This is a genomic window from Streptomyces silaceus (genome assembly GCF_001419745.1).
Lineage (GTDB): Bacteria > Actinomycetota > Actinomycetes > Streptomycetales > Streptomycetaceae > Streptomyces > Streptomyces silaceus.
Map to the genome: position 1 here is coordinate 1 of NZ_LIRJ01000462.1, position 12263 is coordinate 12263.

Sequence of the window (12263 nt, forward strand, 5' to 3'; positions counted from 1 at the left end):
CCTGCTGGCCGCGGTCAGCCACGACCTGCGCACGCCGCTGGCGGGCATCAAGGCGGCGGTGTCCTCGCTGCGCTCCGACGACGTGGAGTGGTCGGAGGAGGACGAGGCCGAGCTCCTGGAGGGGATCGAGGACGGCGCCGACCGTCTGGAGCACCTCGTCGGGAACCTGCTCGACATGTCGCGTCTGCAGACCGGCACCGTCAACCCGCTGATCCGCGAGATCGACCTCGACGAGGTGGTCCCCATGGCCCTCGGCGGCGTACCGGAGGGCAGTGTCGATCTGGACATCCCGGAGAACCTCCCGATGGTCACCGTCGACAAGGGCCTCCTGGAGCGGGCCGTCGCCAACGTCGTCGAGAACGCCGTGAAGTACAGCCCCGACCGCACCCGCGTCCTCGTCGCGGCCAGCGCCATGGGCGACCACGTCGAACTGCGCGTCGTCGACCGCGGCCCCGGCGTCCCCGACGCCGCCAAGGACCGCATCTTCGAACCCTTCCAGCGCTACGGCGACGCGCCCCGGGGCGCCGGAGTGGGCCTCGGCCTCGCGGTCGCCCGCGGCTTCACGGAGGCGATGGACGGCACGCTCACGGCCGAGGACACCCCGGGCGGCGGCCTCACGATGACGCTGACGCTGCGGGCGGCGGTCTAGAGCAGCGGGCGGACCCGGCACCCGTGCGGACGGGCGCCGGCCGCGACCGCCGGAGCAACGCGAAAGACCCCAGTCGTCGACTGGGGCCTTTGCTGGTGTCCGAGGGGGGACTTGAACCCCCACGCCCGATAAAGGGCACTAGCACCTCAAGCTAGCGCGTCTGCCATTCCGCCACCCGGACAAGGTGTCTGTCTTCGCGGGGTGTTTCCCGCGGCGACACAGAGAACATTACCAGGCTTCGGGGGGTACTCGATCACCCCGCCCGTCGCACGTGAACGGCGCATTGCGACACCCGCCCGCCCTTGGGCCCGTGGCGCGGGAGAGAGAGGATGAAGGGGACCACCAGCAGCGAATGCGGGAGGAGCCAGCGTGAGCGGGTCCAGCACGGGCAAGGCCGTCACCGGTGAGGACGAGGTCGTCGACCTCTGTCGCGAACTGATCCAGATCGATACGAGCAACTACGGCGACCACTCGGGCCCGGGGGAGCGCAAGGCCGCCGAGTACGTCGCGGAGAAGCTCGCCGAGGTCGGGCTCGAACCGAAGATCTTCGAGTCCCACCCCGGCCGGGCCTCCACGGTCGCGCGGATCGAGGGCGAGGACCCCTCGCGGCCCGCGCTCCTCATCCACGGCCACACGGACGTCGTGCCCGCCAACGCCGCGGACTGGACGCACCACCCCTTCTCCGGCGAGATCGCGGACGGCTGCGTGTGGGGCCGGGGCGCCGTCGACATGAAGGACATGGACGCGATGACCCTCGCGGTCGTGCGCGAGCGGATGCGCAGCGGACGCAAGCCCCCGCGTGACATCGTCCTCGCCTTCCTCGCGGACGAGGAGGCCGGCGGCACGTACGGCGCGCGGCACCTCGTCGACCACCACCCCGACCTCTTCGAGGGGTGCACGGAGGCGATCAGCGAGGTCGGCGGCTTCTCCTTCACCGTCAACGAGAACCTGCGGCTCTACCTCGTCGAGACGGCCCAGAAGGGCATGCACTGGATGAAGCTGACCGTGGACGGCACCGCCGGACACGGTTCGATGATCCACAAGGACAACGCGATCACCGAGCTGTCCGAGGCCGTCGGGCGCCTGGGCCGCTACGACTGGCCGATCCGCGTCACCAAGACGCTGCGCCACTTCCTCGACGAGCTCGGCGACGCCCTGGGCACCGAGCTCGACCCGGAGAACATGGACGAGACGCTCGCGAAGCTCGGCGGCATCGCCAAGCTCATCGGCGCCTCCCTCAAGAACACCGCCAACCCGACGCAGCTCGGCGCCGGTTACAAGGTGAACGTGATCCCCGGGCAGGCCACCGCGCACGTCGACGGCCGCTTCCTGCCGGGCTTCGAGCAGGAGTTCCTCGCCGACCTGGACCGGATCCTCGGCCCGAACGTCCGGCGCGAGGACGTCCACGCGGACAAGGCCCTGGAGACCACGTTCGACGGCGCCCTGGTCGACGCCATGCAGACGGCACTGCGCGCCGAGGACCCGATCGCCCGCGCCGTGCCGTACATGCTCTCCGCCGGCACGGACGCCAAGTCCTTCGACGACCTCGGCATCCGCGGCTTCGGCTTCGCGCCGCTGAAGCTGCCGCCGGAGCTGGACTTCGCCGGCATGTTCCACGGTGTCGACGAGCGGGTGCCGGTGGACGGCCTGAAGTTCGGCGTCCGCGTGCTGGACCGGTTCATCGACGCGTCCTGACGGGAACCGGCCAGGAAAGGTCGGGGATTCGGCCGCTTTGCGTGCTGAAACGACTCTCCAATAATCGTCAGCGCGTGCGTACTTGACTGAAAAGAGTGAAAGGAACCATAGGCTCGTAGCCCCATTACTTCCTCCTCGTTACAGGTGATGCAGTCCGCGGCTGGGACTGCATTGCCAACAAGGAGGAATAATGATCAAGAAGGTCGTCGCTGCTGTGGCTGCCACTGGTGGTCTCGTGCTCGCTGGTGCGGGTGTCGCCGCTGCCGACGCCGGTGCCCAGGGTGCCGCCGTGAAGTCCCCCGGCGTTGTCTCGGGCAACGTCATCCAGGTGCCGGTCCACGTGCCGGTGAACGCCTGCGGCAACACGGTCTCCGTGATCGGGCTGCTGAACCCCACCTTCGGCAACACCTGCATCAACAAGTGACGTTGTTGTGCCTCACCCCTTGAGGGTCTGAGTTCGTCGGCCCCGGAGCGCGCGCCATGCGCTCCGGGGCCGACGGGCATTCCACGTCGGGCCACCGAGGCCCGGACGTATTCCGGAAGGTAGAAGGCAGGGGACAGCTATGCGACAGGTCACGCGCAAAGGCCTGATCACCGTGGCGGCCGCGAGCGGCGTACTCGCCGTGACCGGTGGCTACGCACACGCGGACTCGGGCGCCAACGGGAGCAGTTCGAATTCCCCCGGCGTGCTGTCGGGCAATTCCGTCCAGGTTCCCGTTGACGCTCCGGTCAACGTGTGCGGCAACACCGTGAATGTCGTCGGGGTCCTCAACCCCGCGATGGGCAACCGGTGCGCCCATTCCTCCCACGGCGGGGGCGGCGGTTCGCACGGGCCCTCCGGCGGCGGCTCCACGGCGCACGGTCACACCAGTGACTCGCCCGGCGTCGGCTCCGGCAACAACGTGCAGGTTCCGGTCCACGCGCCGGTCAACGTCTGCGGCAACAGCGTCACCATCGGCGGCCTCGGCAACGCGGCCATGGGCAACGACTGCGCCAACGGCTCCGACGGCTCGGAGACCCCGCCCGGCGGCAAGAAGCCCCCGACGGGACCCGGGCACCCGGGCAAGCCGGAACACCCGGGCAAGCCCGGCAATCCCGATCACCCCGGGAAGCCGGGGAATCCGGACAACCCCGGGAAGCCGGGCAGCCCGAACACGCCTGGAAAGCCGGGCAATCCGAACAATCCCGACAAGCCGGTCTCTCCGGACGACCGTGCCCTGCCCAACCACCCGGGCACGCAGAACGTCGCCCAGCCCGCGGGCACGTCGCGGCTCGCGGAGACGGGCAATGAGGTGCCGCTCGGCCTCGCGCTGCCGGTGGGGGCCGGGGCGCTGCTCGCGGGCGCCGTGCTCTACCGGAAGGCGCGGGCGAACGCCTGAGCCGCCCCGCGCACGAGCACACCGGAACGGAGCGGGCCCCGCCGTCGCGGGGCCCGCTCCGTTCCGCTCTTCGTTCAGGTTCCCCCGTCCCCGGTCACCAGGTGGCTCTCACCTGGCGGATGATCCGTCGCTTCAGCCGCACCCTGCGGCTGCCGTCGCGGTGCAGGCTCAGACGGTCCAACTCCCAGTGCCCGTACTCCGCATGGTCCGTCAGCAGGCGCGTGGCTTCCTTGCGGGTGACCCCGCGCGGTACATACACGTCGACAAATTCGTATTCCGGCATCGCATCTATTGTGCGGGCATGGGCCCGGTACGGATAGCGTCTGCACTATGTCTGATGCTGCGCAGCCCACCGCTGCCGAGGTACGCGCCGCCGCCGAGGCGGTCAAGACCGCGCTCGACCGCCACTTGGCCGCGGTCGAACGCAGGTCGGGCGAGGACGACCCGGCCGTCTACGAAGCGTTCAACGAACTCGCCGCCGCGGCCGAGGAGTACGACGAACTCCTCTACGACCGCTACGACGAGGTCACCCCCTTCGAGATCCCCGGCACCGGCGACCAGCTGCCGCCGTACGAGGGCCCGGAGGAGGCGAACGCGCTGAGCGTGCTGATCCGCCGCGACTACGCCGTGGTGGAGCCGCAGCGACTCCTCGCCCAGGCCCAGCGGGTCGCCGACATCGAAGCGGGCGGCGAGGCGGGTCCCGGCCCCGCCGACACGGTGCACGGCGCGCTCGGGGTCCTCTTCGGGGAGTTCGAACCGGACGAAATCGCCTCCCGGCACAAGGAATTCGGTCTGGAGGAGGGCGACTCCACGCTCTGGGTCACCGCCGCGGACGCCTCCGCCGAGACGGGGGAGTGGCTCGACGCCCCCTTCGAGCAGGCGGACCCGCACCGCGTGGTGTGCCGCTTCGACGTCAGCGCGGTCTTCGACGACGAACTGGACGACGACGGCGTCGACGGCCTCGACATCGACGTGGACGACACCGACCTCGACCCGTCCGTGGTCCTCGACGAGACCGACGAGACCGACGAGGACGAACGGCACGACAGGGGCGCCCGGGGCGTCGGCCGCTGACGGCCGTACGCACCGGATTCGCGCCGAATCGCTCCTGCACCCGCCTGGGCCCCTCCTCCTCGGGAGGGGCCCTTCGCCGTGCCGGGAGCGGTCAGACCGCCGCCGTCGGCACCTGGGGGCGCAGCAGCGTCCCCAGACGCGTCGTACGGTCCTTCCAGAGGCGCTCGGCCACCGCGCGCGGCAGCTCCTGCCCCACGCCCTGGACGACCGACAGATGCCGCTCCCCGCGGCTGAACGCGGTGTAGACCCACGGCCGGGTCAGGACCTGCGCCGCGTCACCCGGCAGCACCACGACCGCCGCCGGGCTGCGCAGCCCCGTCGCCTGGTGCGCGGTGAGCGCCCAGGCGTGCCGCACCTCCTGCTCCACCCGCTCCTTGCGTACGACGACGGGGGTGCCGTCGCACTCCAGGTGCAGCCCCTCCGCGTCGGCCCGCACCACCCGGCCGAGCGTCGTGCGGCCCGGCGCCGGGGTGTGGGCGACGCGGTCGTCCGGGTCGAAGCCGCCGAACCGGCCGGGGCCGGGGTTCAGCCGCTCCTTCAGGGCGGCGTTCAGCGCGCGTGTGCCCGCGGCGCCGCCGTGGCCCGGCGTGATGACCTGCGTCTGCTCGGCGGGCACCCCGATCGCGCGGGGCACCGAGTCCGCGACGAGCTGCACGGTGCGGTGGATCGCCTCGGCGGCGTCGCGCACCGGGACCAGGACGACCTCCTTGCCGGGCGCCTCGACCTGGTTCAGCTCGCCGATGCCGATGCCGGACGTCAGCTCCCCGATGGGGCCCGGGTCCGGGACGCGCGAGACGACCTGCGGGCAGCAGCGGGCGGCGACGAGGTCGGCGAAGACCCGTCCCGGACCCGCCGACCACAGCACGCCGGGGTCGCCGGAGAGCACCAGACGGGCGCCGTCCGGCAGGGACTCCACGAGCATCGCGGCCGTCTCGACGTCCAGCTGCGGCGCGTCCAGCACCACCAGGAGGTCGAGCGCGAGCGCTCCGTCCGCGTCGCGCCCCGGGCCCTCGGCCCCGGAGAGCAGCCCCGCCACGGTCACCGCGGTCTCCTGCGCGCCCGTCGCGGCGGCGAGGCGGCGGCGTCCGTCGGCGGCGTGGGCCGCGGCGCGCACCCGCAGGCCGAGCCCGGCCGCGGCGGTCACCAGGGCCGCCGGCTCGGTGCGCGCCTCCTCGCCGCCGGAGTGCAGCACCAGGCCGTGCCCGGCGACGGCGCGGATCAGCTCGGCCGTCGACCCCGACGCCTGCGCGGCGGCGGCCTCCCAGTCGGCGGCCGCCGGCCCCGCACCGTCGTCCTTCGCGAGGGAATTGATCACCCGGGCGAGACCGTCGGCGAGGCTCTCTTCCGCCAGGGCGTACCGCTCCAGGCCGATCAGGACGCGGGCCGGGCGCTCCGGCTCGGCCTCCGCGCCGTCCTCGCCCTCCGCGCCCGCACCGTCGCCCTCGGCGCGCTGGACCGGCACCTCGGCCCCTTCGAGGGCGTCCTGGAAGACCAGGGCGTCCCCCTCCGCGAGGGCGCTCTGCACGGCCTCGTCGGGCTCCGGCACGCCGTACCGCCCGAGGGCCGTGGTCAGGGCCGGGGCGTCGAGGGCCGTGTGCCCCGCGACGGCGGCCTGCTCCAGGAGCCAGACGGTGACCGCGCGGCCCCTGCGCTCGTCGGCGGGCCCGCACTCCGCGCCGAGCAGCGCCCGCGCGAAGCCGTCGGCCTGCTCGGGCCGCACACCGGAGACCCGCAGCAGCTGCCAGGGGTCCGCGCGCAGCTGCTCCCCGGCGTCCTCGCCGAGCGCGGCGGCCACCTGCTCGGCGAGCGCGGCGGGCGCACCGCCCTCGGCGAGGACGGCACGCACCGCGTCGACGGTCCGCGCGGCCGGGGCCGGCGCGGCCTGCGGCGGGCGCACGGGCTCGGGGGCGGGGGAGGGCGCGGCCTTGCGCGGCGCGGGCTCGGGCTCCCGGAAGGCGCGGGCGACGGGCTTCTCGCCGCTCTCCACGGCCCGGACTGCGGCCAGCAGGTCGGCGGCGGTGCCGCTTAGCTTCGTCCCGGCGTCGATCGGACCCTGCTTGGCCGCCTTGCGCTGCTCGATCCGCTCGCGCAGCGCGCGCTGGGCCGCGATCTCGGCCTCGGTCTCGGACAGCTCGGCGCCTTCACCGGCCGCCTCGGCGGCGCCTTCCGCAGCGCCTTCTGCGGCACCCTCCGCAGCGCCTTCCTCGGCGCCCTCCGCGGTGCCGTCGCTCTCGTTCTCGCCTGCGTCGTCGCCCTCGCCCTCGACCGCGCCGTCGTCCGAGCCCGGCGCGTCCTCGCCGTCCGACACGGCCTCGGCTCCGGCGGTGGCGACGGAGGCGGTGTCCGGTGCGGCCTCGGCCTCCGGCGTCCCCGGCGCGGCTTCCTCCGCGGCGGCGGGTTCCGTACTCACAGCGTGCTCCAGTCGTGATCGGGATAGCGGTGCACGGGCGCCGACACGTCGTCGAGCGCCTGGCAGATCTCGTCAGGAAGACTAAGGGTCTCCACTGACAATGCGGCCGTGAGCTGCTGCGCGTTGCGCGCGCCGATGATCGGGGCCGTCACTCCGGGGCGGTCGCGCACCCAGGCGAGGGCGACCTGCAGCGGGCTGGCCGCGAGCCCGTCGGCGGCCGTCGCGACCGCGTCGACGATGCGGCTCGCCGTGTCGTCCAGGTACGGCGCGACGAAGGCGGACATCTGGTCGGAGCCGCCGCGCGAGTCGGCGGGCGTGGAGTGACGGTACTTCCCCGTCAGCACGCCCCGGCCGAGCGGCGAGGAGGGCAGCAGCCCCACCCCCAGGTCCACGGCCGCGGGCAGCACCTCCCGCTCGACGCCGCGCTGCAACAGGGAGTACTCCATCTGCGTACTGGCCAGGCGCGTGCGCGTGCCGGGGTGGGCCAGCTGCCAGGTCGCGGCCTTGGCGAGCTGCCAGCCGCAGAAGTTGGAGACCCCCGCATAGCGGGCGCGCCCGCTGGTCACGGCTATGTCGAGGGCCTGCAGCGTCTCGTCCAGGGGGGTGCCCGGGTCGAAGGCGTGCACCTGCCACAGGTCCACGTGGTCCGTGCCGAGGCGGGCGAGCGAGGCGTCCAGGGCGGAGAGCAGATGCCCCCGGGAGCCGTCGAAACGGCGCTCGGGGTCCGGCACGCTGCCCGCCTTGGTCGCGATGACCAGATCGCGCCGGGGCACGAGCCGCTCCATGAGGCGCCCGAGCAGATATTCGGCCTCGCCGTCGCCGTACACGTCGGCGGTGTCGACGAGGGTGCCGCCCGCCTCCCAGAACACCTTCAACAGGTCGGCGGCGTCGTTCTCCTCGGTGTGACCCCAGGTGAGGGTGCCGAGTCCGATGCGGGACACGCGCAGGCCGGTCCGGCCGAGATGCCTCTGCTCCATGGGCGCTGAGATTACTGGCCGGGCCCCCGGGGCGGGCGAGCCTGTGGACGAACCGGCGATTGTGGATAACTCGGCCACCGGTCCGAAGGAAGGGATCCTCCCGTTCCGCCCGTCACTGACGGATCCGCCGGCGCGCGCTACAGTCCCCGGCACAGGGACGTTACTCATGAGTACATCGGTTAGGGGATCGGCCATGCAGCTCGGGATCAACCTCGGCTACTGGGGCGCCGGGATGGACGCGGACAATCTCGCCGTCGCCAAGGAGGCCGACAGGCTCGGCTACGCGGTCTGCTGGGCCGCCGAGGCCTACGGCTCGGACGCCGCGACGGTGCTGTCCTGGGTGGCCGCGCAGACCGAACGCATCGACATCGGTTCCGCGATCTTCCAGATCCCGGCCCGGCAGCCCGCGATGACCGCCATGACGGCGGCCACGCTCGACTCGCTCTCCGGCGGCCGCTTCCGCCTCGGCCTCGGCGTCTCGGGCCCGCAGGTCTCCGAGGGCTGGTACGGCGTGAAGTTCGACAAGCCGCTGGCCCGCACCCGCGAGTACGTCGAGATCGTGCGCAAGGCCATGACGCGCGAGCGCCTGTCCTACGAGGGCGAGCACTGGACCCTGCCGCTGCCCGGCGGCCCCGGCAAGCCCATCAAGCTGACCGTCCACCCGCAGCGCGAGCACATCCCGCTGTATGTCGCCGCGATCGGCCCCAAGAACCTGGAGCAGACCGGCGAGATCGCCGACGGCGCCCTGCTGATCTTCCCGGCCGCCGAGCACCTGGAGGAGACCGCGATCCGGCATCTGCGCGCCGGGCGCGAGAAGGCCGGCAAGACGATGGAGGGCTTCGACATCGTCCCGACGCTGCCGCTCGCCGTCGGCGAGGACTCCCAGGTGGGCGCCCTCGCGGACATGTTCAGGCCCTACACCGCGCTGTATGTCGGCGGCATGGGCAGCCGCAAGCAGAACTTCTACAACCAGCTGGCGCGGCGCATGGGGTACGAGAAGGAGGCCGCCGAGATCCAGGACAAGTACCTGGCCGGCGACAAGGAGGGCGCCGCCGCCGCGGTGCCGCAGCAGCTGATCGACTCGACGACCCTGCTCGGTTCGGTGGACCGGATCGCCGACCGGATGCGGGCCTACGCCGCGGCCGGGGTCACCACGCTCACGCTGGCCCCCGCGGGCTTCACGCTGGACGAGCGGCTCGCCTCGCTGCGGGCCGGTACGGAGGCCCTGGAGCGCGCCGGACTCGCGTAAGGAGGCGCCGGAAGCGCGCGGGGAGGGCGCGGAGAAGCGCGCGCGGAGAAGAGAAGGATTTCTGCGGCCGTGGTGGGGGCTCGGGGGGTCTTCCCCGCCACGGCCGTCACGGAGAACAACGCGTCACGGGGCCCGCGGTTACGGCCTCAGGGGCGGTTGGCGTCCTTCGTTCGGCGGAGCTGACTTGTACAGCTGTTGCCCTGCCGTGAACCTCGCACTTGACTATTTCTTTGCGGAGGTTCGCACACAGGGCGTGGAGGTGCCAGTGATGCTTTCGGCCAGGACTGTCTTCGAAGAGATCCTCGACAACGACGAGTCGTTCCGGCTCTTCTGCTCCATCGCGGCCAGCGGTGAGTCCCAGGGCGGCTGGGAGAACGGCCGCATCGCCGCCCTCGTCCCCGAGGACGAGCGCGCGCTCGCCCCCAAGATCGCCCGGCACGGCGCCGACGAGGACAAGCACGGCAGGATCTTCAACGCCCTGATGAAGAAGCGCGGCCTGCGGCCCGTCGACGTACCGCACGAGACCGACTACACCATGCTCCTGGAGAAGCACGGCATCGGCCTCGCGCACGAGCAACTGAAGGCCGAGCGGCCGCTCACCGTGCAGGACGTCGTCACGTATCTCGCCCACAGCAGGGTCACCGAACAGCGCGCCTCCGAGCAGATGCGGCTGCTGCTCAGGTACTTCGCCGACCACCCGGACATCGGCCGCGCGGTGCGGATGATCTCCCACGACGAGGACAACCACCTGGCCTACTGCCACGAGGAGTTGCTGCGCTTCGCCCGCGCCGGGCACGGCCACGCCATCCAGCGGACCCTGCGCGAGTGCGCCCTGGCCGAGATCCGCGTCTACCGCGACGTGAGCCTCGCCGTGATGGACCACATGGGGCGCATCCTCGGATGGTCCCCGGCCAAGCGGAGACTGCTCGCCGCCGGCATCCACGGCGTGTACGGGTACGAGCGGCTCGGCGGCTGGCGGCGCATGGTCTCCCTGACGATGCCCGAGCGGCGCGACGCCCTGGGCGGGCCCGCGGCGTCGGCCCCCGAGTTCGCCTGAGCCGGGGCCGCCGCCCGCGCGCTACAGCCAGCCGCGGCGCTTGAACATCCGGTACAGGGCGACCTCCAGGACGGCCATCAGGACGATCACGGCGGGGTAGGCCCACCACCAGTGCAGCTCCGGCATGTGGTCGAAGTTCATGCCGTAGACCCCCGCGATCATCGTGGGGACCGCCGCCATGGCCGCCCACGCGGAGATCTTCCGCATGTCGTCGTTCTGGCGCACGCTCATCTGCGCCAGATGCGCCGACAGGATGTCCGTCACCAGCCGGTCCAGGCCCTCCACCCCTTCGTTGACGCGCGTCAGGTGGTCGTTGACGTCGCGGAAGAAGGGCTGCGCCGTCTCGTCCACGAACGGCACGGAGGCGCCGAAGGGGCCCGCCCCGGACAGGCGCGCGAGAGGCAGCGCCAAGGGACCCGTGGCCCGCCGGAACTCGAGGATCTGCCGCTTGAACGTGTAGATGCGGGACGCCGTGTTGCGCGAACCCCCGCCGTCCGGCGAGAACACCTCCGTCTCCAGGACCTCCAGGTCGGCCTGGAGCTCGTCGGCGACCTCCAGGTAGTGGTCCACCGAGGCGTCGGCGATCGAGTACAGGACCGCCGTCGGGCCGTGCCGGAGGACGTCCGGGTCGGCCTCCAGGCGGTGGCGCACGACGCCCAGCGGCGCGCCCTCGCCGTGGCGGACGGTCACCACGAACGAGTCGCCCACGAAGATCATGACCTCGCCGGAGGAGACCGCGTCGCTGTCCGGCTCGTACACGACCGGCTTGAGGACCATGAACAGCGAGTCGTCGTAGACCTCCAGCTTGGGCCGCTGATGCGCCTTGAGGGCGTCCTCCACGGCCAGCGGATGCAGCCCGAACTCCTGGCTGACCTTGTCGAACTCGTTCTCCGTCGGCTCGTGCAGACCGATCCACACGAACGCGTCCCCGCTCGCCCGTGCCTCGTCCAGGGCGTCGGAGAAGTCCTCGGGGCCCTCGGTCCGTCGCCCCTCGCGGTAGATGGCGCAGTCGACGATCACACCGCGCATTCTTCCCAACCTCCACACCGGACGCACCTCCTCGGGCGCTTAGGCTGAGCCGCATGCCCACGCTGATCCTCGTCCGCCACGGACGCTCCACGGCCAACACCGCGGGCCTGCTCGCCGGGTGGACCCCCGGCGTGGCCCTCGACGAGCGCGGCGCCGCCCAGGCCGCCGCGCTGCCCGAACGGCTCGCCCCGCTGCCCCTCGCCGAGGTCGTCACGAGCCCCCTGCAGCGCTGCCGGGAGACCGTGGCGCCGCTGCTCGCCGCGCGCCCCGGACTGCAGGCGCACACCGAGGACCGCATCGGCGAGTGCGACTACGGCGACTGGTCGGGCCGCAAGCTCGCCGAGCTCGCCGACGAGCCGCTGATGGAGGTCGTCCAGCGCCACCCCTCCGCCGCGGCCTTCCCGGGCGGCGAGTCCATGCGCGCCATGCAGACCCGCGCGGCCGAAGCGGTCCGCGAGTGGAACGAGCGCGTCGAGCGCGAGCACGGCGAGGACGCCGTGTACCTGATGTGCTCGCACGGCGACATCATCAAGTCGCTCGTCGCGGAGGCCATCGGGCTGCACCTCGACCTGTTCCAGCGCATCTCCGTGGAACCCTGCTCCGTCACCGTCATCCGCTACACGCGGCTGCGCCCCTTCCTCGTACGCCTCGGTGACACCGGGGACTTCGCCTCGCTCGCGCCGCGCGAGCAGCCGTCCGGCAGCGATGCCACGGTGGGGGGCGGTGCGGGCGCACCGTGATCGT

General features: G+C 72.4%; 12 protein-coding genes and 1 tRNA gene. 8 read left to right on the plus strand and 5 right to left on the minus strand.

The window, feature by feature from the left end; genetic code table 11:
* The coding region (locus AOK22_RS33925) for a sensor histidine kinase (protein ID WP_244165216.1) at nucleotides 1-649 on the plus strand (649 nt) is incomplete at its 5' end.
* 93 nt (nucleotides 650-742) lie between these two features.
* On the opposite strand, the gene AOK22_RS33930 is transcribed toward AOK22_RS33925, so the two are convergent.
* Nucleotides 743-830, minus strand: a tRNA-Leu gene (locus tag AOK22_RS33930).
* Nucleotides 831-1018: 188 nt separating this feature from the next.
* On the opposite strand from AOK22_RS33930, the gene AOK22_RS33935 reads away from it, so the two are divergent.
* The 3 genes from AOK22_RS33935 to AOK22_RS33945 all read left to right on the plus strand — a co-directional run bounded on the left by AOK22_RS33935 (nucleotide 1019) and on the right by AOK22_RS33945 (nucleotide 3723).
* Nucleotides 1019-2344, plus strand: coding sequence for a M20/M25/M40 family metallo-hydrolase (locus tag AOK22_RS33935; RefSeq protein ID WP_055702554.1), 1326 nt, complete (start codon nucleotides 1019-1021; stop codon nucleotides 2342-2344).
* Nucleotides 2345-2534: 190 nt separating this feature from the next.
* Complete coding sequence (locus AOK22_RS33940) at nucleotides 2535-2768, plus strand: chaplin (RefSeq protein ID WP_055702555.1); 234 nt, start codon at nucleotides 2535-2537, stop codon at nucleotides 2766-2768.
* Nucleotides 2769-2907: 139 nt separating this feature from the next.
* Nucleotides 2908-3723: a chaplin gene (locus tag AOK22_RS33945; RefSeq protein WP_055702556.1), complete on the plus strand. Its 816-nt coding sequence runs from the start codon at nucleotides 2908-2910 to the stop codon at nucleotides 3721-3723.
* Nucleotides 3724-3817: 94 nt separating this feature from the next.
* On the opposite strand, the gene AOK22_RS33950 is transcribed toward AOK22_RS33945, so the two are convergent.
* Nucleotides 3818-4006, minus strand: coding sequence for a DUF5703 family protein (locus AOK22_RS33950; protein ID WP_055702557.1), 189 nt, complete (start codon nucleotides 4004-4006; stop codon nucleotides 3818-3820).
* Nucleotides 4007-4053: 47 nt separating this feature from the next.
* Between AOK22_RS33950 and AOK22_RS33955 the strand changes: the two genes are divergently transcribed.
* Nucleotides 4054-4797, plus strand: coding sequence for a hypothetical protein (locus AOK22_RS33955; protein ID WP_055702558.1), 744 nt, complete (start codon nucleotides 4054-4056; stop codon nucleotides 4795-4797).
* 91 nt (nucleotides 4798-4888) lie between these two features.
* Here AOK22_RS33955 and AOK22_RS33960 read toward each other — a convergent pair whose 3' ends face one another.
* Together AOK22_RS33960 and AOK22_RS33965 are read right to left on the minus strand one after the other, a co-directional pair.
* Complete coding sequence (locus AOK22_RS33960) at nucleotides 4889-7207, minus strand: helix-hairpin-helix domain-containing protein (RefSeq protein WP_079037004.1); 2319 nt, start codon at nucleotides 7205-7207, stop codon at nucleotides 4889-4891.
* Entirely contained in the window at nucleotides 7204-8184 is a 981-nt protein-coding gene (locus AOK22_RS33965) for an aldo/keto reductase (protein WP_055702559.1), read from the minus strand. Before AOK22_RS33965 ends, AOK22_RS33960 begins: the two co-directional genes overlap by 4 nt.
* Nucleotides 8185-8377: 193 nt before the next feature.
* Here AOK22_RS33965 and AOK22_RS33970 point away from each other — a divergent pair, with 193 nt between their 5' ends.
* Together AOK22_RS33970 and AOK22_RS33975 are read left to right on the plus strand one after the other, a co-directional pair.
* Nucleotides 8378-9433 (plus strand): LLM class F420-dependent oxidoreductase, encoded by a 1056-nt coding sequence (locus AOK22_RS33970; RefSeq protein WP_055702560.1) that lies wholly within the window; start codon nucleotides 8378-8380, stop codon nucleotides 9431-9433.
* A gap of 268 nt (nucleotides 9434-9701) precedes the next feature.
* Nucleotides 9702-10490, plus strand: coding sequence for a ferritin-like domain-containing protein (locus AOK22_RS33975; protein WP_055702561.1), 789 nt, complete (start codon nucleotides 9702-9704; stop codon nucleotides 10488-10490).
* Nucleotides 10491-10511: 21 nt separating this feature from the next.
* Here the strand turns inward: AOK22_RS33975 and corA are convergent, their stop codons facing one another.
* Nucleotides 10512-11510, minus strand: a complete 999-nt coding sequence (corA, locus tag AOK22_RS33980; protein WP_055702584.1) for a magnesium/cobalt transporter CorA — start codon at nucleotides 11508-11510, stop codon at nucleotides 10512-10514.
* A gap of 62 nt (nucleotides 11511-11572) precedes the next feature.
* On the opposite strand from corA, the gene AOK22_RS33985 reads away from it, so the two are divergent.
* Nucleotides 11573-12259 (plus strand): histidine phosphatase family protein, encoded by a 687-nt coding sequence (locus AOK22_RS33985; RefSeq protein WP_055702562.1) that lies wholly within the window; start codon nucleotides 11573-11575, stop codon nucleotides 12257-12259.
* The last annotated feature ends 4 nt before the right edge of the window (nucleotides 12260-12263 follow it).